23 protein-coding genes are annotated in these 24,799 nt (G+C 59.5%); 10 read left to right on the forward strand and 13 right to left on the reverse strand.

From position 1 onward, the window contains the following. The first annotated feature begins 353 nt into the window (after positions 1-353). Positions 354-635, forward strand: coding sequence for a hypothetical protein (locus EQW76_RS24305; RefSeq protein WP_142828747.1), 282 nt, complete (start codon positions 354-356; stop codon positions 633-635). Between the two features lie 154 nt (positions 636-789). Further along, on the forward strand, positions 790-2,676 hold the full coding sequence (locus tag EQW76_RS24310) for an MFS transporter (RefSeq protein ID WP_142828745.1): 1,887 nt from the start codon (positions 790-792) through the stop codon (positions 2,674-2,676). A gap of 39 nt (positions 2,677-2,715) precedes the next feature. Here the strand turns inward: EQW76_RS24310 and EQW76_RS24315 are convergent, their stop codons facing one another. The 5 genes from EQW76_RS24315 to EQW76_RS24335 form a co-directional block, all read right to left on the reverse strand. Next, a complete protein-coding gene (locus tag EQW76_RS24315; protein ID WP_224127844.1) occupies positions 2,716-3,522 on the reverse strand; it encodes a phosphatase PAP2 family protein in 807 nt (268 codons plus the stop codon). Between the two features lie 87 nt (positions 3,523-3,609). Then, positions 3,610-4,722, reverse strand: a complete 1,113-nt coding sequence (gene leuB / locus EQW76_RS24320; protein ID WP_142828743.1) for a 3-isopropylmalate dehydrogenase — start codon at positions 4,720-4,722, stop codon at positions 3,610-3,612. 177 nt (positions 4,723-4,899) lie between these two features. Beyond that, entirely contained in the window at positions 4,900-5,715 is an 816-nt protein-coding gene (locus EQW76_RS24325) for a sugar phosphate isomerase/epimerase family protein (protein ID WP_142828741.1), read from the reverse strand. 153 nt (positions 5,716-5,868) lie between these two features. Next, a complete protein-coding gene (locus tag EQW76_RS24330; RefSeq protein ID WP_142828739.1) occupies positions 5,869-6,684 on the reverse strand; it encodes a sugar phosphate isomerase/epimerase family protein in 816 nt (271 codons plus the stop codon). Positions 6,685-6,858: 174 nt separating this feature from the next. Further along, positions 6,859-7,518, reverse strand: coding sequence for a YggS family pyridoxal phosphate-dependent enzyme (locus EQW76_RS24335; protein ID WP_142828737.1), 660 nt, complete (start codon positions 7,516-7,518; stop codon positions 6,859-6,861). Positions 7,519-7,713: 195 nt separating this feature from the next. Here EQW76_RS24335 and leuS point away from each other — a divergent pair, with 195 nt between their 5' ends. Genes leuS through holA form a run of 3 tightly spaced genes read left to right on the forward strand, consistent with a single transcriptional unit; the run spans position 7,714 to position 11,932 of the window. Further along, complete coding sequence (gene leuS / locus EQW76_RS24340) at positions 7,714-10,344, forward strand: leucine--tRNA ligase (RefSeq protein WP_143123319.1); 2,631 nt, start codon at positions 7,714-7,716, stop codon at positions 10,342-10,344. Next, on the forward strand, positions 10,334-10,873 hold the full coding sequence (gene lptE / locus EQW76_RS24345) for an LPS assembly lipoprotein LptE (protein ID WP_142828733.1): 540 nt from the start codon (positions 10,334-10,336) through the stop codon (positions 10,871-10,873). Before leuS ends, lptE begins: the two co-directional genes overlap by 11 nt. A 21-nt stretch (positions 10,874-10,894) precedes the next feature. Further along, complete coding sequence (gene holA / locus EQW76_RS24350; RefSeq protein WP_142828731.1) at positions 10,895-11,932, forward strand: DNA polymerase III subunit delta; 1,038 nt, start codon at positions 10,895-10,897, stop codon at positions 11,930-11,932. 1 nt (position 11,933) lies between these two features. Here the strand turns inward: holA and EQW76_RS24355 are convergent, their stop codons facing one another. From EQW76_RS24355 to hemE, 8 genes are all read right to left on the reverse strand, one after another. Next, complete coding sequence (locus EQW76_RS24355) at positions 11,934-12,818, reverse strand: ParB/RepB/Spo0J family partition protein (protein WP_142828729.1); 885 nt, start codon at positions 12,816-12,818, stop codon at positions 11,934-11,936. Between the two features lie 36 nt (positions 12,819-12,854). Beyond that, positions 12,855-13,652, reverse strand: coding sequence for a ParA family protein (locus tag EQW76_RS24360; RefSeq protein WP_111222118.1), 798 nt, complete (start codon positions 13,650-13,652; stop codon positions 12,855-12,857). Positions 13,653-13,670: 18 nt separating this feature from the next. After that, positions 13,671-14,288, reverse strand: coding sequence for a 16S rRNA (guanine(527)-N(7))-methyltransferase RsmG (gene rsmG, locus EQW76_RS24365; RefSeq protein WP_142828727.1), 618 nt, complete (start codon positions 14,286-14,288; stop codon positions 13,671-13,673). A gap of 25 nt (positions 14,289-14,313) precedes the next feature. After that, positions 14,314-16,191 (reverse strand): tRNA uridine-5-carboxymethylaminomethyl(34) synthesis enzyme MnmG, encoded by a 1,878-nt coding sequence (gene mnmG, locus EQW76_RS24370; protein ID WP_143123320.1) that lies wholly within the window; start codon positions 16,189-16,191, stop codon positions 14,314-14,316. Between the two features lie 101 nt (positions 16,192-16,292). Next, positions 16,293-17,612 carry a tRNA uridine-5-carboxymethylaminomethyl(34) synthesis GTPase MnmE gene (gene mnmE, locus EQW76_RS24375; protein WP_142828723.1) on the reverse strand — a complete coding sequence of 440 codons (1,320 nt, stop codon included), beginning with the start codon at positions 17,610-17,612 and terminating at the stop codon, positions 16,293-16,295. A gap of 82 nt (positions 17,613-17,694) precedes the next feature. Continuing rightward, positions 17,695-18,960, reverse strand: a complete 1,266-nt coding sequence (gene rho / locus EQW76_RS24380) for a transcription termination factor Rho (protein ID WP_143123321.1) — start codon at positions 18,958-18,960, stop codon at positions 17,695-17,697. Positions 18,961-19,145: 185 nt separating this feature from the next. Continuing rightward, a complete protein-coding gene (hemJ, locus tag EQW76_RS24385) occupies positions 19,146-19,691 on the reverse strand; it encodes a protoporphyrinogen oxidase HemJ (protein WP_142828721.1) in 546 nt (181 codons plus the stop codon). Then, entirely contained in the window at positions 19,688-20,722 is a 1,035-nt protein-coding gene (hemE, locus tag EQW76_RS24390) for a uroporphyrinogen decarboxylase (protein ID WP_142828719.1), read from the reverse strand. The genes hemJ and hemE overlap by 4 nt, the downstream gene beginning before the upstream one ends. Positions 20,723-21,123: 401 nt before the next feature. Between hemE and EQW76_RS24395 the strand changes: the two genes are divergently transcribed. From EQW76_RS24395 to dnaQ, 5 genes are read left to right on the forward strand one after another with little or no spacing between them, the layout of a single operon-like run. Further along, on the forward strand, positions 21,124-21,945 hold the full coding sequence (locus tag EQW76_RS24395) for a pyruvate, water dikinase regulatory protein (RefSeq protein ID WP_142828717.1): 822 nt from the start codon (positions 21,124-21,126) through the stop codon (positions 21,943-21,945). Between the two features lie 33 nt (positions 21,946-21,978). Next, a complete protein-coding gene (locus EQW76_RS24400; RefSeq protein WP_143123322.1) occupies positions 21,979-22,578 on the forward strand; it encodes a Maf-like protein in 600 nt (199 codons plus the stop codon). Continuing rightward, positions 22,571-23,434 carry a shikimate dehydrogenase gene (locus EQW76_RS24405; protein WP_142828714.1) on the forward strand — a complete coding sequence of 288 codons (864 nt, stop codon included), beginning with the start codon at positions 22,571-22,573 and terminating at the stop codon, positions 23,432-23,434. The genes EQW76_RS24400 and EQW76_RS24405 overlap by 8 nt, the downstream gene beginning before the upstream one ends. Then, entirely contained in the window at positions 23,431-24,033 is a 603-nt protein-coding gene (coaE, locus tag EQW76_RS24410; protein WP_142828712.1) for a dephospho-CoA kinase, read from the forward strand. Before EQW76_RS24405 ends, coaE begins: the two co-directional genes overlap by 4 nt. Before the next feature lies 1 nt (position 24,034). Beyond that, positions 24,035-24,748, forward strand: a complete 714-nt coding sequence (gene dnaQ, locus EQW76_RS24415; RefSeq protein WP_142828710.1) for a DNA polymerase III subunit epsilon — start codon at positions 24,035-24,037, stop codon at positions 24,746-24,748. Positions 24,749-24,799 lie beyond the last annotated feature (51 nt).

Raw genomic sequence — 24,799 nt, forward strand, 5'->3', positions numbered from 1 at the left:
GAGGATCCGGAGTTGCGGATAAAAACTGTCGAACGGGGCACATCTGGTGTCACTTCACTAAAAAATCATCAGGCACACGGTGTGCCCCGGCCATCAGATTTGAAAACACGGGTCGAACAGATCGCGTGAACGGGATGGTGTGTGCGCGATAGACGCCGGATGGGAATACGGGAACACCAAAACATGGAGATCTGCATGTCGACGCCCACCATAGACCACCGTGCCGTCTTTCTTCAGCAACGCGCCGTCAGGCACGAGTTGCTCAGCCGCAGTGCTGCATCCTATTTCTGCAATCGGGCCTCGCCCTGCGTCGTCCACCTTTGCCGCCTCAGGAAATGCCACCGGGACCGCGTTTGCAGCGGGCCGATGCGAACGTCAGCCGTCCTCCTCGACGACTGAACGAACTCCACAGGCTTGGCCTGCCCAGCAGCGCCTGCACCGTTCTCCCCGCCTGCCTTTCAGCTGCCGACAAGGACCTGCTGCACATATTCGAAGAGTGGCGCGACTGGTGGACGCCAAGGCTCAAGAACTTGCCCGAGATGACCTGGCCGCAACTCTCAAAAGTCCTGCGCTACTCCATGAGGCGCGATTGCGACGAGGGCGATCTGTCCAAAGATGGCGACAACGATCTGTAACATCGGCGACACAGGCGGCAACGGCAGGCTGCAATGGCGTGTTTCACTACGGAGTTTTTTCTGGCACACTCTAAAGATGCGCGTCGTGTTGGAGGACGTCCCGGGATCCGGGAGGCGCGCATGACACTCAGCATTCCGTGGGAGGAAAGAATTTATGGCTAACGTCGCAATGACCGGTCGGCCGAAGGCGGCCGCCATGACTGCCGAGGAACGGAAGGTAATCTTCGCCTCGTCGCTTGGCACCGTGTTCGAATGGTACGACTTCTACCTCTACGGCTCTCTTGTCGTCTATATCGGCGCGAGCTTCTTCGGCCAGTATCCGGAAACAACCCGCAACATCTTCGCACTGCTGGCCTTTGCCGCCGGCTTCCTGGTGCGCCCCTTCGGCGCGCTGGTGTTCGGCCGGCTCGGCGATCTCGTCGGCCGCAAATATACCTTCCTCATCACCATCCTGATCATGGGCCTGTCGACCTTCCTGGTCGGCCTCTTGCCCGGGGCGGCCTCGATCGGAATTCTGGCACCGATCATCCTGATTGCGCTCCGCCTGCTGCAGGGCCTGGCGCTCGGCGGCGAATATGGCGGCGCTGCTACCTATGTTGCCGAACATGCTCCGCCCGGACGTCGCGGCTTCTACACCGCCTGGATCCAGACGACCGCAACGCTCGGCCTGTTCCTGTCGCTGATCGTAATCCTGTCCGTCCAGGCCTTCCTCGGCAAGGAAGCCTTTGCCGCCTGGGGATGGCGCGTGCCGTTCCTGGTCTCCTTCGTGCTGCTCGGCGTATCCGTCTGGATCCGCCTCAAAATGAACGAATCGCCGGCCTTCCAGAAGATGAAGGCCGAAGGGAAGGGCTCCAAGGCGCCGTTGACGGAGGCTTTCGGCACCTGGAAAAACGCCAGGATTGCCTTGATCGCGCTGTTCGGCGCCACCATGGGACAGGCAGTCGTCTGGTATTGCGGCCAGTTCTACGCGCTGTTCTTCCTGCAGAACGTGCTCAAGGTCGAGTTCCAGGCTGCCAATATCATGGTCGCTGTCGCCCTGTTCATCGGCACGGGCTTCTTCCTGCTGTTCGGTTGGCTTTCCGATCGCATCGGCCGCAAGCCGATCATCATGGCCGGGCTGCTGCTGGCAATGCTGACCTATTTCCCGCTGTTCAAGGCGATGACCTGGACGGCAAACCCGGCGCTGGCACAAGCCCAGTCGACCGTACGGGCAACAGTAACCGCCGACCCGGCCGATTGCCGCTTCCAGTTCAATCCGACCGGCGTGGCGAAGTTCACCAGTTCCTGCGACGTGGCAACGGCGTTCCTCACCAAGAACTCGGTGCCCTATGATGTCGTCGCAGCTCCTCCGGGCACACCGGCGACCGTGACGATCGGCGGCCAGACGGTGCCGAGCTATGACGTCGTCACCGCCGGCGACAAGGCCAAGGGCCTGAATGCGGCGTTCGAGAAGGGCATCAACACCGCCCTGCACAATGGCGGCTATCCGCTGGTGCGAGGACCCGCCAAGGTGCCGGACAGCAAGCTCGACGCTTTCGTCGTCGCCAACCCGGAAGTCGGTATCGATGCTGCAGCAGTACGTGCGGGCGACAAGACGGTCGTGCCGGCGGACAAGCTGGTGGCTGACAAGATGCTCACCAAGGAGGAGGCCGCCGGCGTGACCGAGATGCCGGTCTACACCATCGCCAAGGCAGGCGCCTTCGCCATGGTCGCCGACCCCGCAGCGGTTAACTGGCTCGGAACTATCCTCGTCCTGACGGTGCTGGTGATCTATGTCACCATGGTCTACGGCCCGATCGCAGCCCTGCTGGTCGAGCTTTTCCCGACCCGCATCCGCTACACCGGTATGTCGCTGCCCTATCACATCGGCAACGGCTGGTTCGGCGGCCTGCTGCCGGCCATGGCCTTCGCAATGAGTGCTGCCAAGGGCGATATCTATTATGGCCTATGGTACCCGATCGTCTTTGCCGGGATCACGCTGGTGATCGGCATGATCTTCCTGCCGGAAACCAAGGACCGCGATATCAACACGATGGATTGAACCGGATCGCAATCCGGCCGGCGCCGGTGGCGTCGGTCGCTATCCGTCGGCAAGCGGCCGACGCCGCATCAAGCGCCGCACACGCGGCACCGGAAAGCCGTTCGGCGAAAGCGCGAACAGCAGGCCGAAGCGAGAAAACATCACCGCCGTCGCAAAGGCGAACCAGGCGCCAAGGGCCAGCCCCGCCGCCACGTCGCTCGGATAGTGCACGCCGAGAATGACCCGCGTCGCCCCGATCCACAGCGCAACCCCGACGAAGACCAGCCTGAACCTTGGAAACAGAAGGGCCAGGGCGACGCAGAACGCACCGATCTGGGTGGAGTGGGCGGAAGGGAAGCTTTGGAACAGGAAGTGACCGTCGAAAGGCTTGAAGCCGAGAATGCCATACTGGTCGTAGATCAGCGGCCGGGCCCGGCCGATCGCGGTCTTCAGCACGTGCACGACCGCGCTTGCCGACAGCACCGAGATCAGCAGATAGGCTGCCATCCGCGCGAAATAGGCGACGCGATAGCGGCGGCGGAGGTCCGCCAGCCGACGCGCCAGAAGCACGCCGACAACGAAAATGACGACGATGGCGCCGAGCATCCGCAACATCTGTCCGACATTGGTGATGTCGCCGGCAAAGGCCACCAGTGCCGCCGGCAGGTCCCGCGCCGTCTTGCCGAGCGGCGCGTCGAGCACGAAGAAGGCAAGGGCGACGATATTGACGATGCTCAGCGTGTAGCCGAGCCAGGGGATGGAACGGTGCTGCGCGCGACGAGCGGCATAGCGGGTCGCCAACAGACGCCACATTCCGCGACGGGTTTTGTCAGGCAGGGAAGGGGCATTCTCGGTGTCGTGTTGCATCGACCAGACATAGGCATGCCGGAGGGCAGATCAAGACGATCGCCGCGCCCGGAATTAGCGGACGCGGCAAAAATGTTTCACGTGAAATCAGGCACTCAGCGTCTTGAACTCGGCAAGGATCGCATCGCCCATCTCGACAGTGCCGACCGGGGTCATGCCGTCCGAGACGATGTCGCCGGTACGGATGCCGCGATCGAGCACGTTAGCGATCGATTTCTCAAGCGCATCGGCCTCGGAAATCATCGCAAACGAGTAGCGCATGCACATGGCGAAGGAAGCGATCATGGCGATCGGGTTGGCAACGCCCTTGCCGGCGATATCGGGCGCCGAACCGTGGACCGGCTCGTAGAGTGCCTTGCGCTTGCCGGTCTTGCCATCGGGCGCACCGAGCGACGCGGACGGCAGCATGCCGAGCGAGCCGGTCAGCATGGCGGCCACGTCGGACAGCATGTCACCGAACAGGTTGTCGGTGACGATGACATCGAACTGTTTCGGCGCCCGGACCAGCTGCATGCCGCCGGCATCGGCAAGCATGTGCTCGAGCTTGACGTCGGAATATTTTTCCTTGTGGGTCGCCGTCACCACTTGGTTCCACAGCACGCCGGACTTCATGACGTTACGCTTTTCCATCGAGCAGACGCGATTGTTGCGGGTACGGGCCATCTCGAAGGCAACGCCGGCAATACGCTCGATCTCGTAGGTATCGTAGATCTGCGTATCGATGCCGCGCTTCTGGCCGTTGCCGAGATCGATGATCTCCTTGGGCTCGCCGAAATAGACGCCACCGGTCAGTTCACGGATGATCAGGATGTCGAGGCCTTCGACCAGCTCCGGCTTCAGCGACGAGGCGGAGGAGAGTGCCGGATAGCAGATCGCCGGGCGCAGATTGGCGAACAGTTGCAGGTCCTTGCGCAGCCGCAGCAGGCCGGCTTCGGGACGGGCTTCATAGGGAACGTCGTCCCACTTCGGACCGCCGACCGCGCCGAACAGCACGGCATCGGCCGCCATCGCCTTGGCCATGTCGCCTTCGGAGATCGCCACGCCATGCGCATCGTAGGCACAGCCGCCGACGAGGCCTTCCTCGGTGACGAAACCGGCCTGGTGGGCCTCGTTGAGATAGGCAATGATCTTGCGGACCTCGGCCATGGCTTCCGGTCCGATGCCGTCACCCGGCAGCAGGAAGAGATTGCGCACTGTCATGAAAAGCCCTCTGCTTTGACAATCGGTTGCGGGTTCTTAGACCCGCAGACCCCGCTTTTCAAGCGAGGTAGGGGCCGAAACGGTACGCTTCATGCCACCGTTTCGGCATCTCGTCATGTTTCGCAACAACGCTGCGACCGGCGGCCTTTCCGCCTGGGTCGCAGCGGCAGAGCCTTATTACTGGGCGAGACCGAGTTGCTCGAGATGCGTCGCAGAAGCGCGGATATTCGTCTTATCGCGCAACTCGATGATCAGGCGCGGGTTGCTGGTCAGCTTGGCGAGCGCCGCAAACACCGAATGCCAGCGGATGATGCCCTCACCGAGACCCCAATGGCGGTCAGCATACCCATCGACGTCCTGCAGATGCACATGCTTCAGCTGGTTGCCGGCCGCGTGGATGAAATAGTCGACCGGCGGTGCACCGTAGCTGCCATGCGCACACTCGGCATGGCCGGTGTCGATGGACACGGCGACGGCTGGCGAATTGAAGCTTTCGGCAAGGGCGACGCGGGTCTGCGGATCGATGTCGTCGCAATTCTCGATGACGAATGTCAGTCCGATGTCTTCGGCCCGCCTGACGGCCTCGGCTATCGTCAGATGTGTATATTCGGTCATCCGCTCCCGCTCGCCGGGAAAGTGGGGGAAATTGTTATGGTGCCAGGCGGTGTAGGGGCTGTGGATGACCATATGGGTCGCACTGAGTGCAGTCGCCACATCCAGCGCCTGGCTCAGCCGTTTGGCGACGACAGCACGGATCTCCTCGTCTTGTGACGAGATGGTGAAGCCGAAGAACGGCCCGTGGATGCCGACCCGGCCGGTGTGGCCGTCGAGCAGCCGCTTGGCGCGCTCGACCAGCGGCATCCAGTCGCCGCCGAGCACCCTCGCGTCGACGAAATTTTGCAGTTCGAGGTCGCGCTGTTTGTCGAGCATCCAGTCGCGGTGGATTTCGAGGTCGTCCAACGAGAGGGCGGCGCCGAGAACGGGAAGGGTCATGGAAGTCTCCTTTTGGGATCAGTGGCGCGAACGATCAGATTGCGGATGGTCACCATGGACCACGCTGTCGTCGGCTGTATTGACAATGCGGGCAATCGGCCGCCCCGCTTTCGGGGCGGGTCGGCTTTTTCAAGGCAACGGGGCAGGCCGGATTTACTGGGCCAGACCGAGCGATTCGAGATAGGCGGCCGAGGCCGGGATCTTCGACTTGTCCTTGATCTCGATGATCAGACGCGGGTTGCTGATAAGCTTGGCAAGGGCGGCAAAGACGGAATGCCAGCGGATCGTGCCTTCGCCGAGCGACCAGTGGCGGTCGGCATAACCATCGGCATCCTGAAGATGGACATGCTGCAGGCGGTTGCCGGCGGCATGAACGTAATAATCGACCGGGGGACCGCCCGTCGAGCCGTGGGCGTAATGGGCATGGCCGGTATCGATCGACACGGCGACCGCCGGCGAGGCAAAGCTGTCGACCAGCACATTGCGGATTTCAGGATCGATATCCTCGATGTTCTCCATCACCATGGTGAGGCCGATATCCTCAGCCCGCTTGACGGCATCGCCCATGGTCTTCTGCGTGTACTCAATAATGCTTTCGCGCGCCCCCGGATTATTGTCGAGATTGTTGTAATTCCAGGTCGTGTACGGGCTGTGGACGACCATGTGGGTTGCGCCGATCGCCGCCGACACATCGAGCGCCTGTCGCATGCGCTCTGCAACGACGGCACGTACGCCAGGGTCTTTGGAGGCAATCGTAAAGCCCCAGAACGGCCCGTGGATGCCGACGCGGCCGGTGTGGCCATCCAGCAGCGTCTTGGTGCGATCGACGAGCGGCTTCCAGTCACCGCCGAGCACTTCAGCGTCGACAAAGCTCTGCAATTCGAGGTCACGCTGCTTTTCAAGGAGCCAGTGTCGGTGGATTTCGAGTTCTTCCAGCGTCATGGCGGCGCCGAGGATGGGAAGGGTCATGGAGGTCTCCGGTTCCAGTCATGTGCGCTGCAGCATGATTGGCAACGCGGCCCCTCTCATGATCCTCATTCTTGTCAGCCATATTACAATTTGCGGGCAGGCTGCGATACGCTATCCGCGGCCAAGGCTGCAAACCGCTGTTCATCAACGCCTGCAGAAAAATTTGACGCGGACCTAACGGGCCCCGAAAATTGCCGAACCGACCCGCACACTGGTGGCACCGAAGGCGACGGCGACCTCGTAATCGCCGGACATGCCCATAGAAAGCTTCTCGACCCCGCAGGCTGCGGCGAGCTTTGCCAGGAGGGCGAAGTGCGGACCGGGATTTTCATCCGCCGGCGGAATGCACATCAGCCCCTCGACCGTAAGCCCCAGTTCGTCGCGGCAGAGGGACACGAAGGCGCCGGTGTCGTCAGGACTGATCCCCGCCTTTTGCGGCTCAAGCCCGGTGTTGACCTGCACGTAGAAACGCGTCGACTTGCCCTGCTGCTTCATTTCGGCGGCCAGCGCACGGGCAATCTTCTCGCGGTCGACGGTCTCGATAACGTCGAACAGCGCCACGGCATCGGCCGCCTTGTTCGATTGCAGCGGGCCGATCAGATGCAGTTCGATGTCGGGTGTCTCTGCCTTCATCGCCGGCCACTTGCCCTGGCTTTCCTGCACCCGGTTTTCGCCGAACAGCCGCTGACCGGCGGCGATAACAGGACGGATGACATCGGCATCGAAGGTCTTGGAGACCACAACCAGCTGCGCCGAACCCTCAGGCCTGCCGGCCTTTTGTTCGGCCTTTGCGATCCTGTTGCGCACATCGTCCAATCGCTCTTGAAGTTCCATCGCTCGACCTCGACATAGGAGTAGAATTGCCCGTCCTGAGTAGACAGCCCGCCCGCCCTTGCCAAGAGCAACCCCTTGAAATTCGGCCATCTCGAACGCCGGATGACGATGCTGTTGGCCACCAAACTTGACGCTTGGTTGGTTTCATGATGAAGGTCACGCCAACTCCCCATTACATCCGGAAATACAGGTCACATGGCTACCGAACGTTATAATCCGCGCGACTCCGAGCCCCGCTGGCAGCAAAAGTGGAATGACGCCAACGTCTTCCTCACTGACAACAACGACCCGCGCGAAAAGTACTACGTCCTAGAGATGTTCCCGTATCCATCGGGCCGCATCCACATGGGCCATGTGCGCAACTACGCCATGGGCGACGTCGTGGCCCGCTACAAGCGTGCGCGTGGTTACAATGTGCTGCATCCCATGGGCTGGGACGCCTTCGGCATGCCGGCCGAAAACGCTGCCCGCGACAACAAGGTGCATCCGAAGGAGTGGACCTACCAGAACATCGCCTCGATGAAGGCGCAGCTGAAGGCCATGGGGCTGTCGCTGGACTGGAGCCGCGAATTCGCCACCTGCGATGTCGAATACTATCACCGCCAGCAGATGCTGTTCCTCGACATGATGGAAAAGGAGCTGGTCTACCGCAAGAAGTCGAAGGTCAACTGGGACCCGGTCGATAACACCGTGCTGGCCAACGAGCAGGTGATCGACGGACGCGGCTGGCGCTCGGGCGCGCTGGTCGAACAGCGCGAGCTGACGCAATGGTTCTTCAAGATCACCGACTTTAGCCAGGACCTGCTGGATGCGCTCGACACGCTGGATCACTGGCCGGAAAAGGTCCGGCTGATGCAAAAAAACTGGATCGGACGCTCGGAGGGCTTGACCATCCGCTGGGAGATAGTGCCCGGCGCGGTGCCAACGGAAGAGCGCGAGATCGCCGTCTACACGACGCGCCCGGATACTCTGTACGGCGCCTCGTTCCTTGCAATCGCCGCCGACCATCCACTGGCGAAGGAAGCAGCAAGCCGGGACGCCGCCGTCGAAGCATTCTGCGAAGAGTGCCGCCGCGCCGGCACATCCGTTGCAGCCCTCGAGACGGCTGAGAAAAAGGGCATGGATACCGGTATCCGCGTCCGTCATCCGCTCGATCCGAGCTGGGAACTGCCGGTCTATATCGCCAATTTCGTGTTGATGGACTATGGCACTGGCGCCATCTTCGGTTGCCCCTCGGGCGACCAGCGGGACCTCGATTTTGCGCGCAAGTACGACTTGCCGGTCATCCCGGTCGTCATGCCGGCAGATGGCGACGCCAAGAGCTTCACGGTCGGGGACGTGGCCTATGACGGCGACGGCGTCATGATCAACTCTCAGTTTCTCGACGGCATGACCACGACGGAAGCCTTCGACGTCGTGGCTACACGCCTGTCGACAACGAATATCGGCAATGCGCCTCAGGCTGAACGCAAGGTCAATTTCCGCCTGCGCGATTGGGGAATTTCACGGCAACGCTACTGGGGCTGCCCCATCCCGGTCATCCATTGCAACGATTGCGGTGTCGTTCCGGTACCGAAACAAGACTTGCCGGTCAAGCTGCCGGACGACGTTACCTTCGATTTGCCAGGCAACCCCCTGGATCGCCATCCCACCTGGCGGCATGTCGCCTGTCCGCATTGCGGCAAGGATGCCCAGCGCGAAACCGACACCATGGACACCTTCGTCGATTCCAGCTGGTATTTCACACGCTTCACGGCACCATGGGAAAACGACCCCACCGACAAGGCTGCCGCCAACCACTGGCTCCCGGTCGATCAGTATATCGGCGGCGTCGAGCATGCGATCCTGCACCTGCTCTATTCGCGCTTCTTCACGCGTGCCATGCAAAAGACAGGGCATGTCGATGTCAAGGAACCCTTCAAGGGTCTGTTTACGCAAGGCATGGTCGTTCACGAGACCTACAGCCGCGGCGAGGGGGCATCGCGCGAATGGGTACCACCTGTGGATCTGCGCTTCGAGGAGGTCGACGGCAAACGGCGTGCCCTGTTGCTGTCCTCCGGCGAAGAAGTGACGATCGGCGCTATCGAGAAGATGTCCAAGTCGAAGAAAAACGTCGTCGACCCCGATGATATCATCGCCTCCTACGGAGCCGACACGGCGCGTTTCTTCGTGCTCTCGGACTCGCCGCCGGACCGCGACGTCATATGGTCGGAAGCCGGTGTCGAGGGCGCCCATCGCTTTACCCAGCGCGTCTGGCGCCTGGTGTCGGAGGCCGCTGACCGGCTGAAGTCGGTCGAGCCAAAGGCGGCTCATTCCGGCGATGGACTGGCCGTATCTCAGATAGCCCATAAAACGCTGAAAGCTGTCGGTGCCGATTATGACAAGCTCGCCTTCAACAAGGCCGTGGCGCGTATCTACGAATTCGTCAACGCCCTTGCAGCGCCGCTGGCAAAAGTCGCGGCCGGAGAGGGCGACGAAACCTTCTGCAGCGCCGTTCGCGATGCCGTCGAGATCCTGATCGCCATCGTCGCGCCCATCACGCCGCACCTGTCGGAGGAGTGCGCGGCCGCGATCGGATGCCCCACCATGGTGGCGACGTCGCCATGGCCCGACTTCGACGCCGTTCTCGTCGTTGAAAACGAGGTGATGATGCCGGTACAGATCAACGGCAAGAAGCGCGCCGAATTGACAATCGCCCGCGATGCGGATCAAAGTGCCGTCGAGGCCGCCGCCCTTGCCTTGGGCGCGGTGCAAAGCGCGTTGAATGGTCAGGCGCCGAAAAAGATCATCGTCGTTCCACAGAGGATCGTAAACATTGTCGTCTGATTTCATGTCCAAGCTCGCCAGGATCGCCTGCGCGGTCACCGTCATTGCGGTCCCGGCCCTGCTGTCCTCCTGCCAGGTTCGGCCTCTCTACGCCGAAAGCACGGGTGCGACGGCCAAATTGGCGACCGTCGGCTTCACCGATGCCGTTGCCGCCGATGCTGCCCAGCGCCGCGTTGGCCAGGAGGTCAGGAACCAGCTGATCTTCATCGCCAGCCATGGCGCTGGCGAGCCTGCCAACCCGCAATACATGGTCAGCCTGAACGTCAGCTCCGGCACAGGCGGCGTTCTCTACCTTGCCTCGTCCGATACATCGCAGGCCGGCCGCACGACCGTGACTGCCTCCTATGTCATCAAGCGTATCAGCGACGGCAAGGTCATCAAGGCCGGCAACCGCTCGATGGTGGCGCTGGTGGATTTCCCGACGCAGGAATTTGCCAAACAGCGCGCCATCCGCGATGCGGAAGACCGTGCGGCACGTGAAGTCGCACAGTTCGTCGGTGCCGACATTGCGGCTGCATTGAGCAATTGATCCAGCCATAAGGACGGCCGCATGACGGAGATAAAATCCCACGAATTCGAGGGATTTTTGCAGACGGCCGCCCGTAAGCATCGGCTGTTTGTCATCTATGGCCCTGACCGGGGTCTCGTCTCCGAGCGAGCGAAGCAAATCGCCGAAAAGACGGGGGTCGATCTGTCTGACCCGTTTTCGCTGGTCAAGCTGGATGTCGGCGACCTCCACAACGACCCCGGGCGTCTCATCGACGAGACCAACGCCATCGGCTTATTCGGAGGTGCCCGCCTTGTCTGGATACGCGGCGCGGCCAATGAAAAATCGGTCGTCGACGGGCTTCAGGCGATCGCTTCCAATCCACCCGAGACGACCTTCCTGATCGTCGAGGCCGGCGACCTGAAGAAGACCGCGGCTCTCCGGAAGCTTGCCGATAGCAATCGCACGATCATGGCGATCCCGTGCTACGCAGATGACGCCCGGGCGCTGAACACGCTTGTGGACCACGAATTGGCGCATGAAAACCTGCGGATCACGCCCGCTGCCCGCCACATGCTGCTGGAACTTCTGGGCGGCGACCGGATCGCCTCACGAAACGAGGTGCGCAAGCTCGCGCTCTATTGCCGTGGCCTCGGCACGATCGACGAACAGCATGTCGTCGACATCATCGGCGATGCCAGCGCAGTCTCGGCTGACGATGCGGTCGATGCCATCCTCAAGGGCGACTCCGCCGGATTTCTCCACGCGACCCAGAAGATCATCGCCTCGAAGACATCGATTTTCCTCGTGCTGCAGGGGTGCCTGCGGCAATTTCAGCTGCTGGATGTCATGAGGGCCGAAATGGATGAAAAACGCCTTCCGGCAGCGCAGGTGCTGCAGACGCACGGGCGGCATCTGCATTTCCGGCGCAAACCAACGATCGAACAGGCATTGCGCGTCTGGACGTCGGACGCGATCGGACGCGAAATGAACAGGCTGCAGGCCGCAATTTTCCAGACACGCCAGCGCCAAAGCCTCGAGGACAGCATCGCGATGCAGACATTGCTGGCCACGACGCTGCAATCTGCCCGCAAGGCTTGAATTAACGGCGCTCCAGGAGCCTGCAGATTTCTTCCAGCTGTTCCAGTGACTTGTAGGAAATCCGCACCTGTCCGCCGCTCCCCTTGTGGGCAATCGTCACATCGAGCCCAAGCGTATCGGTGAGCGTCCGCTCCAGCGCGAGGGTATCCGAATCCTTGTCGTCCTTGCGGGCGCCGGCTGGTCGGGGGTCGTTCTGGGCCTTGATGTCATTCTGGGCGAGGCGCTCCGCATCACGAACCGACATGCCCTTGGCAACGATAGTGCGTGCAAGACCGGCGGCATCTGACGTCGACACCAAGGCGCGCGCATGACCCGCCGACAGCGCGCCGCTCGACAGCATGTCCCTGACAGGCTCCGGCAATTTCAGAAGCCGCAGCGAGTTGGCGACGTGACTGCGGCTTTTACCGATAATTTCGCCGAGATCGTTCTGCGTATAACCGTGCTCGGCAATCAGCTGGTCGTAGCCGAGCGCCTCTTCGAGAGGGTTAAGATCGGCCCGCTGGACGTTTTCGACAATGGCGATTTCCAGTGCGGTCTTGTCGTCGACATCGCGGACGATCACCGGGATCTCGATCAGGCCCGAAAGCTGAGCCGCACGCCAACGACGTTCGCCCGCAATGATCTCGTACCTGCCACTAGAGACGGTGCGAACGACGACCGGCTGCACGATGCCGTGCTGGCGTATGGAGGAGGCGAGGTCCTGCAGGTCCGCCTCGTTGAATGTCCGGCGCGGGTTCTTTGGATTACGGCTGATAAACTCGATCGGCACAAGACGATCCGGATTGATGGTCGGCTTTGCGTCGCCCACGGGCGCCGACTGATCCATCTCACCGATGAGGGCTGCCAGACCGCGCCCCAGGCGGCGCTTCGATTGATCATCATTCATAGGTAAATACGCTCGCTTATTCTACTGGACGAAACCTTATGCCGCGATCTTGCGCTGCCGCTCCCGCTGGATCACCTCCGAAGCCAGCTGCAGATAAGCCTGGCTGCCGGCGCATTTCAAATCATAAAGAATGGCAGGCTTGCCATAGGAGGGGGCCTCCGAGACCCGGACATTGCGCGGAATCAACGTGTGATAGACCTTGTCGCCAAGATGCGTCCTGACGTCGTTGACGACCTGCTGCGCCAGATTATTACGGGCGTCGAACATGGTTAACACAATGCCCTGGATATCCAACGTGGGATTGACCGTGCGCCTCACCTGGTCGACAGTCTCGAGTAGCTGGCTCAATCCCTCGAGAGCAAAGAATTCGCACTGCAACGGAACCAGCACGGAATCTGCCGCTGCCATGGCGTTCATTGTCAACAAATTGAACGACGGCGGGCAATCGATTAGAATGTAGGAAAACTGCTTGGCATCTGGCTGCGAAAGCGCCCGCTTGAGGCGGAAAACACGATCGGCTTGCTGCGCAATCTCCATCTCCACGCCGAGCAGATCCATCGTCGACGGAACGATATAGAGATCCGGCACCACTGTCTGCACCGCGGCTTCCACAACGGTATGGGAGCCAATCAACAGATCGTAGGAGGACACCTCGCGGCGGCGGCGGTCGATACCAAGACCCGTGCTCGCGTTACCCTGCGGATCCAGATCGATAATCAGGACGCGCTCACCAATCGCAGCGAGAGCGGTGGCAAGATTGATCGCTGTGGTCGTCTTGCCGACCCCGCCCTTTTGATTGGCGACGGTGATGATACGATTTCGCTGAGCTGACATGGCCGCACCTGGGTTCGATTAAGCTCGGCGTCTGAGGTTCGAAATTTCCAGGATAACGGAATCTGCCTCAAGAACGCTCTCATGCTTTACCAGATCGAACTCCCAGCCACCATGGGCGGCGTCGATCTCCCGTTGGTAATCCCGGCCTTTATGAAGAAAAAGTTTAAGGGATTCGGTTTCCCCCGCCCAAGGCGATGCATATTCAAATAAAAGAGACAGATCTCCCAAAGCCCTTGCCGAGATCGCATCGCATCTTGCAATCGTGTTCTGCGCTTCCTCGATACGCATGCAGTGGACGCTGCCTCGACCACCGCACTCACGCAGACAAGTCCGCAGGAAAGCGGCCTTCTTCTGGTTGCTTTCGATGAGATCGACATGTCCGTCACCGAGCTCTGCCAGGAATATCGATGTAATTATTCCCGGAAAGCCCCCGCCACTGCCTAGGTCAAGCCAATGAATCGGCTTCGGATAGAGCTGAAATATCTGTGCGCTATCGGCAATGTGGCGCTGCCAAAGCTCGTTGCGTGTCGATGGCGCTACCAAATTGATTGTCTTCGCCCACTTCTCGAAAAGCGCACTGAAGATGATCAGCCGATCAGATGTTTCACGTGAAACACGTAAACCGTTCAATTCCATATGAGGACTCTCCAGCCTTGTAAGATCACGCCACTCTGGTCGATGTCGCTGCGGCATACTTTCTCAATGCAGCAATCAGCAACAAGAGCGCTGCCGGCGTCATGCCATCGACTTTGGCAGCTTGCGCAAGATTGGCTGGGACAGCCTGTTTCAATTTATGCGTCAATTCATTCGACAGACCGGAAAGCAATGAAAAATCAAAACCAGATGGAATAACCATGGCTTCTTCACGTTGTACCTTTTCGATATCGGACGCCTGTCGCTCCATATACACCGAGTATGTCGCTTCGATCGCAAGCGCCTCAGCGACAGGCGATTCGAGCGCTGCAAGCTCGGGCCAGATGCGCTGCAGCGATGAGCGATCGTGATCCTGGTGTGACAAAAGCTCGTAAGCCGAGCGACGTTGTCCATCCTGATTGAGATGAATACCAAAAGCCGCAGCAGCGTTCGGGGTAACAGTGAGCTCCTGAAGCAGCTTCCGTCCAGCTTCCAGACGCCCAAGGTAGCTCTTAAAGCGTGCTGATCTCTCGGCACCTACGCAACCGATTGCCATGGCAGTCGGTGTCAACCTCACGTCGGCATTGTCTGCTCGTAGCGAAAGTCTATATTCTGCGCGGGACGTGAACATCCTGTATGGCTCAGCAACACCGCGTGACGTCAGATCATCGATCATCACGCCAATATAGGATTGCGTACGACTGAAATGGACAGCATCCATTCCCGCAGAAAGACGCGCCGCGTTAAGACCAGCTACCAAACCTTGCGCGGCTGCTTCTTCATAACCGGTTGTCCCGTTGATTTGACCACCGAGAAAAAGTCCCGGTAGCTTGCGCAGCTCCAGCGAAGCGCTGAGTTCGCGTGGATCGACATGATCGTATTCAATTGCATAACCCGGCTGTAGGATCGTAACTCGTTCCAGACCCGGAATAGTCCTGATAAAGGCCTGCTGCACTGACTCAGGCAAACTTGTGGAAATACCATTTGGGTAAATGGTATCGTCGTCCAAGCCCTCGGGCTCAAGAAAGATCTGGTGACCGTCACGTTCGCCGAACTTGACAATCTTATCTTCGATTGACGGACAGTAGCGCGGACCTATTCCCTCAATCTGGCCCGAATACATGGCAGACTGCTGGAGATTATCCATAACGATCTTGTGCGTGGCGGCCGTCGTCCGCGTCACACCGCAATCGACCTGTCTGTTGACGATCATGTCCGTCATGAACGAGAAGGGCACCGGATCTTCATCCGCCCCTTGCCTGCCGACTGCCGTCCAATCGATCGTCTTGCCATCGAGCCTAGCTGGGGTACCAGTCTTCAACCTGGCCAACGAAATGCCAAGCCGCTCCAGCGTGCCCGACAGTCCAACCGAAGGCTCCTCGCCCATACGTCCTGCCGGGACCTTCTGGTCGCCGATATGGATCAATCCTCGAAGGAACGTACCTGTCGTGACCACAACGCTGCGGCAGTGAAGTTCCGTACCGTCTCGCAGGGAGATTCCGGTAACTCGCCCATCGCGCTGGAGGATATCGAAAACATCACCCTCAACAACCTCCAGGTTTTCCAGCGATGCGATTTCAGCCTGCATGGCGAGGCGATAAAGCTTGCGGTCTGCCTGGGTGCGAGGACCGCGTACCGCCGGTCCCTTCTTGCGATTGAGCATTCGGAACTGTATTCCGGCAGCATCTGCAACACGGCCCATCAGTCCATCAAACGCATCGATCTCGCGAACGAGATGCCCTTTACCAAGCCCACCAATGGCAGGATTACAGGACATGACGCCGATGGTGTCCCGGCGATGCGTAACAAGTGCGGTGCGTGCACCAAGGCGGGCGGCCGCAGCTGCGGCTTCACTGCCTGCGTGGCCGCCACCTACTACAACTACATCATAACGCGTCGTTTGCATCGTAATCTCCAGCTTAGGCTGTTTTCCGGACTAACGACCGGGAGTCAAGAAGTTTCACGTGAAACACGTTTCCAACGCAGTCACCGAATGTTTCACGTGAATCATTTACCGACGCAGAACTCAGAGAAAATTACACCGAGCAAATCTTCCACATCCACATGCCCGGTTATCCGCCCCAATGAGCGGGCAGCGGCGCGCAAATGCTCAGCTCTGATATCAAGTCCGTCAGAGGAATTTAAAGCGAAAGTGATGTCTGAAATCGTTTGTTCCAGCAGCACACGGTGTCTCCGCCTCGCGGGAACTGCCATGGAAAGACCACTGGAGCGCTTTCCAAGTTCTGCCAAAAGGCGATCTTTTAATTCCGACAGTCCAGTCCCATTTTGAACAGAAATACAAATATCGTATTGCTCAGACGGCCCGTGGATATCTGCTTTAGTCCCTACCTGGATCGCGTCAGGATGACCGACAGTCTCTGTTTCGGGACTGCCAATCTCTCTCAGCACGAGGACGAGATCCGCTGCCTCAACGGTCTGAAATGCGCGCTTCACACCCTCTGCTTCCACCACATCTTCCGTCTCGCGAACGCCGGCGGTATCGAACAAGCGGACCCGAAAGCCGTCTATATCAAGATTAACCTCAAGGACATCGCGCGTCGTGCCGGCGATCTCTGTGACGATGGCAACATCTCGACCGGCCAACGCATTCAGCAACGTCGATTTCCCGCTATTGGGCGGTCCAGCTATCGCAACTCGGAACCCGTCGCGGACGATTTCTCCGAACCTTGCGCCAGCCAAATGGTCTGAAATCGCATCACGGATCAGGAGCATTTCAGCCCAAACCTGATCTGAGACGGAGCCGGGCACATCACCTTCATCCGAGAAGTCGAGCTCGGCCTCAATCAGAGCCCTGGCGCGCGTTATGCGGATCGCCCAGGCAGCATACAGCTCGGAACGTCCGCCGTTGCTCTGTTCTATCGCCAGCCGCCGCTGCATTTCGGTTTCGGCCGCCAAGAGATCTGCGAGACCCTCCGCCTCTAGCAGATCCATCCTTCCATTTTCGAACGCTCGTCGTGAAAATTCACCATTCTCCGCCAGTCTGCATCCGGAAATAGCTGAGAGCTCGTCCAATATCGCAGCCACAACTGCGAGGCCCCCATGCACTTGAAATTCCGCACAATCTTCTCCGGTGAACGAGTTCGGACCGGGAAAAAGCAGAACAATACCCTTGTCGATCACCGATCCGTTTCGAGTCCGAATCGTTCTCAGTGAGGCAGTGCGAGGCGCCGGCAGTTGCCCTGCAATCCGCGAGGCCACCGCAAATGCACCATTACCACTGACGCGGATGACAGCGACGCCGGCGGGTAAGCCGCCACTAGACAACGCATAGATCGTATCTGCAAATTGTGACACGTTGCACCGCATTTGGTACGGAACCGAATCGATCTACCCAGCATAAAGGCCGCACATGGCGGCCCTTAAGTTGCAAACGTTCGGCCGATTGAAATCAGGTATTCATCGAGTCGAAGAAATCCGGATTGTTCTTTGTCTGCTTCAGCTTGTCGATGAGGAATTCGATTGCATCCGTCGTACCCATCGGGGCAAGGATACGGCGAAGAACAAAGATCTTCTGCAGATCCTGACGCGGAACGAGCAGGTCTTCCTTACGCGTACCGGACTTAAGGATATCCATCGCCGGGAAGATGCGCTTGTCGGCGACCTTGCGGTCGAGCACGATTTCCGAGTTGCCGGTACCCTTGAATTCTTCGAAAATGACTTCGTCCATGCGGCTCCCGGTATCGATCAACGCTGTCGCGATGATCGTCAGCGATCCGCCTTCCTCGATATTTCGCGCAGCACCGAAGAAGCGCTTCGGGCGCTGCAGCGCGTTGGCGTCGACACCACCCGTTAGGACCTTGCCAGACGATGGCACGACGGTGTTGTAGGCGCGACCGAGACGGGTGATCGAATCGAGCAGGATGACGACGTCACGCCCGTGCTCCACGAGACGCTTCGCCTTCTCGATTACCATTTCAGCGACCTGTACGTGGCGAACCGCCGGCTCGTCAAAGGTTGATGACACGACCTCGCCGCGCACAGAGCGCTGCATGTCCGTCACTTCTTCAGGCCGCTCGTCGATGAGAAGGACAATCAGATAGCATTCGGGATGATTGGCCGTGATCGAGTGCGCAATGTTCTGGAGCAGGACGGTTTTACCAGTGCGCGGCGGAGCAACGATGAGGCCGCGCTGGCCCTTGCCGATCGGCGCCACGAGATCGATGACGCGGGCAGAGAGATCCTTGGTCGTCGGCACGTCGAGTTCCATACGGAAGCGGTCGTTCGGATAAAGCGGCGTCAGGTTGTCGAAGTGAACCTTGTGGCGGATTTTCTCAGGATCGTCGAAGTTGATCGCATTGACCTTGAGCAGAGCAAAATAGCGCTCGCCTTCCTTAGGTCCACGGATTGGGCCTTCGACGGTGTCGCCGGTCTTCAGCGAGAAACGGCGGATCTGCGAGGGCGAAATGTAGATATCGTCGGGCCCGGGCAGATAGTTTGCATTGGCAGAGCGCAGGAATCCAAATCCGTCCTGGAGGACTTCAACCACGCCTTCGCCAATGATTTCCACGTCCTGGCTGGCCAGCACCTTCAGGATGGCAAACATCAATTCCTGTTTGCGCAACGTGCTGGCGCTTTCGACCTCGAGCGATTCGGCGAAAGCCAGCAAATCGGTCGGGGATTTGCTTTTCAGTTCTTGCAGCTTCATTTCAGCCATGAAGGGACCATTACTCTATTTTTAGAAAGGGAAAGGCGACGTTTTCGTATTCGGGACCGCGAAGGGGACTCGCGGGCGACAGGATGAATACATGCCACGAAGATGAGATGCGCGAAAATAGCGACTTCCGCAGGAAGCCGCAAGGGGCATGTCGCCGATGGCGAAAATTTAAAATGACGCCTTTTCTAGGCGAAAGGTTTGACCACGACGAGGATGACGATGGCAATCATCAGCACCGTCGGCGCCTCGTTAGCAAAACGCCAATAGCGGGCGGAGCGGGTGTTCTGGTCTTTTGCGAAGGCTTTCACGGCACGACTGAAATACACATGGACACCAGTCAGAAGCACGACAAGACCAATCTTTGCATGCAGCCAACCACCCTGGAACGCAAACCCCGACCAGGCAAGGTATAGCCCGAAGATCCAGGTCAGCATCATTGCAGGATTCATGATCACCTTGAGCAGCCGCTGCTCCATGACCTTGAAGGTTTCCGACTGGGCAGAGCCCGGCGCCGCGTCGGTGTGATAGATGAACAGCCGAGGCATGTAGAGCAGCCCGGCCATCCAGGAGATAACTGCGATGACATGCAACGCCTTGATCCACAGATAGAGATTATCCGGGTTCCAGTAAAACAGCGCCACGGCGAGCAGCACGAAAACGAGGATTGCGGTCAGCGCGCGGCTACGTGCCGTCCGTCCCGCCTTTTGATCCGTCTGCTTTTCGGCCGTCAAAACTTGAAACTCCGCACCCTGTCGACCAGCACAGCAACATTTTCAGGATCTGCCTGGGGCGTGATGCCATGGCCGAGGTTGAATATGAGGGGTCCGTCGCCAAGCCGCTCCAGGATCCGGTCTATCCCGTCTGTCAGCGCATCGCCGCCGGCCACCAGGCGCATCGGATCGAGGTTACCCTGGATAGGCCCGTCCCGCTGCAGTTCGGCAGCGAAGGAGAGGGGAACGGACCAGTCCAAGCCAATCGCATCGGCGCCGGTCTTGCGGCGATAATCCTTCAGCATGTAGCCCGCATTTTTGGCAAAAGCGATGATCCGCGCCTGAGGACGGCGCGCCTTTACCGAAGCGATAATCCGCGCCACGGGAGCCACGGCAAATGCCTCGAATTCCGCTTCCCCGAGGACGCCCGCCCAGGAATCGAAAATCTGCACCGCGTCGGCACCGGCATCGATTTGCGCCACGAGATAATCGGCAGAGAGCTCGGCGAGCATTGCCAGCAGGTGTTCGAAAGCCTTGCGATGGCGATAGCCGAACAGTCGGGCCGGCGCCTGATCAGGTGTCCCGTGTCCGGCGATCATGTACGTCGCCACCGTCCACGGCGCCCCGCAGAAACCGAGCAGCGTCGTTTCGCCCGGCAGTTCGGCCCGCAGCCGCCGCACAGTTTCAAACACAGGCTTCAGGTGCTCGAGCACATCCTTCGGTTCAAGAGCCAGAATACCGGCCTCGTCGATGGGATTCATCTGTGGCCCGTGGCCTTCCGTAAACCTTACATTCCGGTGCAAGGCGTCAGGGATGACGAGGATATCCGAAAACAATATCGCAGCATCGAAGCCATAGCGCCTTATCGGCTGCAGCGTCACCTCAACGGCGTGATCCGGCGAGTAACAGAGGTCCAGAAAGCTCCCCGCCTGAGCCCTCGTTGCCTTGTATTCGGGAAGATATCGACCTGCTTGTCGCATCAGCCATATCGGAGGGGGTGTCAGCGTTTCTCCCGCCAACACTCTCATAATTGCCCTGCGTTCTGCCGTCAAATGCCTCTTCCCTCTAAAAATTATAAAGCTCTTCTTAAGGTTTCTATTTCTAAGAGTCGGTGACTATCAAGGATTATCACTTATCCACGCGAAGTCCCCGTGACTGCCATATCCCGGAATAGTCGGGACGAAAATTGCGGCATCTTGACGAGATATGGGGACAGAATGAATTTCATCAATCATCCCTGGCATTTAGCGTGACCGTAGATTTGCGTATCCTGTGGACAAGGTTAGGATGACAATCGGTCGAAGCTTCTTTATCCCCAGTCTTCAAAGCTTCTGTTTTCAGCAAGCCGCAAAATCGCAATTGTGGACAACTTGGCAGTTATCCCAGCCCCTCCGCCATGAGGCTGCCCAATTATATTTTCCTCCCCGGTTATCAACAGACGACGGAAAACAACGTGGAGAACAGAATAAATTTCTTTCATCTGCACCTGATATCTGACTCAACCGGAGAGACTCTCATTTCCGCCGGAAGGGCGGCGTCGGTCCAATTCCAGGCGAGCCAACCAATCGAGCATGTCTACCCGCTGATCCGCAATCGCCGGCAGCTGCTGCCGGTGCTCGAGGCGATCGATGCTTCTCCGGGTATCGTGCTCTATACCATTGTCGATCACGAACTTGCCGATCTCATCGACGAGCGCTGCAAGGCGATGGGTGTCCCGTGCGTCGCTGTGCTCGAACCGGTACTCAACGTCTTCCAGACCTATCTCGGCGCCGTTTCCCGACGCAGGGTGGGCGCCCAGCATGTGATGAATGCGGATTACTTTGCCCGCATCGAAGCTTTGAATTTCACCATGGATCATGATGACGGCCAGATGCCGGATGATTATAATGATGCCGACGTCGTCATTGTCGGCATCAGTCGAACGTCGAAAACTCCGACCAGCATCTATCTCGCCAATCGCGGCATCAAGACCGCGAATATTCCGATCGTCTACGGCGTACCGCTGCCGCCGAGCCTGGCTGCCGCAACCAAGCCTCTCATCGTCGGCTTGATCGCCACCACCGACCGCATTTCGCAGGTTCGCGAAAATCGCATCCTCGGCACTACGCCCGGCTTCGATCGCGGTCATTATACCGATCGCGCGACGATCTCCGAGGAATTGAAATACGCCCGTGCGCTTTGCGCCAGGCACGGCTGGCCCGTCATTGACGTGACCCGGCGCTCGATCGAAGAAACGGCTGCCGCCATCGTTGCCCTCAAACCGAAGCTGCGCTAAGCGCAAGTCTGCCGAATAGCGCAGGGACACTCCATGACATCGCCACTCATCCTCGCGTCCTCCAGCCCCTTTCGTCGCATGCTAATGGAAAATGCCGGCCTGCGGTTCGAATCCATCGCTGCCAGCATCGACGAACGTGCCCTTGAGGCACCGCTTGAAAAAGCCGGCGCCGGCCCGGATGCCATTGCGCTGGTTCTCGCCAAGGCCAAGGCTGTCGCTGTCAGCGAAAGCCACCATGGTTCGCTGGTCATCGGTTCGGACCAGACGATGTCACTCGGCTCTCGCGTGTTTCACAAGCCGAAGGATAGCGCCGAGGCAGAGACCCATTTGCTGGCCCTCTCAGGAAAAACCCACCGGTTGAACAGTGCCGTCGCGATCGCAAGGGATGGCGACATGCTCTGGGAGCACCTGTCCCATGCCGAATTGACAATGCGGACGCTCACACCCGCTTTTATCCATCGGCATATCGGCAGGGTCGGCGACAAGGCGCTCGGCAGCGTCGGGGCCTATCAGCTGGAAGGCGAGGGGATACAGTTGTTCTCGCGGATAGACGGCGACTACTTTACGATCCTCGGCCTTCCCATGCTGCCGCTGCTCGCCGAATTGCGGGCCCTGGAGGCGATCGATGGATGATTCACGTGAAACAATCGGCCGGCGTGCGTTCGTCACAGGCTATCCTGTCAGCCATTCCCGCTCGCCGCTCATCCATGGACACTGGCTTAAAACACTGGACATCGCCGGCAGCTATCAGGCGCACGCCGTGTCCCCGGCAGATTTCCCCGGCTTCATCGCATTGCTGAAGGACGGCACCGCCGACTTCATCGGTGGCAATGTTACGATCCCGCACAAGGAACAGGCATTCGCGCTGGCCGATCGGCCGGACGAATTGGCGCAAGAGCTCGGAGCCGCCAACACGTTGTGGCTGGAGAACGGCCAGCTCATGGCAACCAATACCGATGGCCACGGCTTTGTCGCCAATCTCGATGCCCGCCACCCCGGGTGGGACAAGGTGGAAACCGCCGTCGTCCTCGGCGCCGGTGGCGCAAGCCGCGCCATCATCCAGGCGGTCCGCAACCGTGGCATCGGTACGATCCATGTGGTCAACCGCACCCTGGATCGCGCCCGCGAACTTGCCGACAGGTTCGGTCCCAGCGTCCATGCCCATCCGGAAAAGGCTTTGCGCGAGGTCATGCAGTCGGCGGGCTTGTTCATCAATACCACCTCTCTTGGCATGGATGGAGGAGGCCCGGTGCCAGCAATCGATTTCACGACGATGGCGAGGGACGCCGTTGCCACAGATATCGTCTACGTGCCGCTGAAGACGGAAACGCTTGTCCAAGCCGAACGGCAGGGTATCGCCGCGGTCGACGGTCTCGGCATGCTGCTACACCAAGCGGTGCCGGGATTTGAAAAGTGGTTTGGCCAGCGCCCAGAGGTTGATGACCCCCTGCGGCAGTTGGTTATCGCAGACATGGAAGCGCACAAATGATCCGGCTTGGCCTGACGGGCTCTATCGGCATGGGCAAGACGACAACGGCCAGGCTGTTTGCCGATGCCGGCATTCCGGTCAACGATGCCGACAAGGCGGTGCACGAACTGTACGCGGGCGAGGCGGCACCTTTGATCGAGGCGGCTTTTCCGGGAACCGTTGCAGCCGGTATCGTTGACCGGCAGCTGTTGTCTAGGCAGCTGGCGGCAAACCCGGCTGGCTTCAAGACACTCGAAGCCATAGTCCATCCGCTGGTGCGCCGCGGCGAACTGGCATTCCTGGGTGAGCAGGCCCTGGCCGGCGCCGATATCGTTGTGCTCGACATTCCCCTGTTGTTCGAAACGGCAAGCACAGATCGCGTCGATCGCATCGTCGTCGTTACTTGTGATCCACAGCTTCAGCGCCAAAGGGTTCTTGCGCGACCGGGCATGACGGAGGAGAAGTTCAATATGATTCTCTCTCGGCAGATGCCGGACGCCGACAAGCGGGCGAGGGCGGATTTCTTGATCGATACCGGAAACGGTATCGAGGCGGCCCGCAGCCAGGTCGCGGCGATCATTGCCGCCTTGAGGGCGGGCACGACGGACAGGGATTTGTGACATGCGCGAAATCATCTTCGATACGGAAACGACAGGCCTCGACAGCCGCATCGACCGCATCATCGAAATCGGTGGCGTCGAACTGTTCAACCATTTTCCGACGGGACGCACCTTTCACATGTACGTCAATCCGACCGGCCAGAAAGTCCATCCGGACGCGCTGGCGGTGCACGGCATTACCGACGAGTTCCTCGCCGACAAGCCACCCTTTGCCGAGGTCGCCGGACCGATGCTGGAATTCTTCGGCGACGCCAAGTGGATCGCCCATAACGCCAATTTCGACATGGGCTTCATCAATGCGGAGCTGGCGCGTCTCGGCATGCCGTCGATCCTGCCGGAGATGGTGATCGACACCCTGTCTCTCGCCCGTCGCAAAAACCCGATGGGTCCGAATTCTCTCGATGCCCTCTGCCGCCGCTATGGCATCGACAATACCCACCGCACCAAGCACGGTGCGCTGCTCGACTCGGAATTGCTGGCAGAAGTCTATATCGAGATGATCGGCGGCCGCCAGACAGCCTTGGGTCTAAGCTCCGATAAAGGCGGTCAGAGCGGTTCAGATCGCCGGATGGATAATGACGACGTGGTTGTCGCGGTGCTTGCGAGACCATCTCCGCTGCCGGACAGGGTAAGCGATCTGGAGCGCGAAGCACATCGGGCGCTGCTCACCAAGCTCGGAGAAAAGAGCATCTGGCTGAAATATGGTTCTGCCTGATAGATAAAAAAATGCCCGGACAAGCCGGGCACATGTCTCATGATATCGATC

Source organism: Rhizobium sp. rho-13.1 (assembly GCF_007000305.1).
GTDB lineage: Bacteria > Pseudomonadota > Alphaproteobacteria > Rhizobiales > Rhizobiaceae > Rhizobium > Rhizobium rhododendri.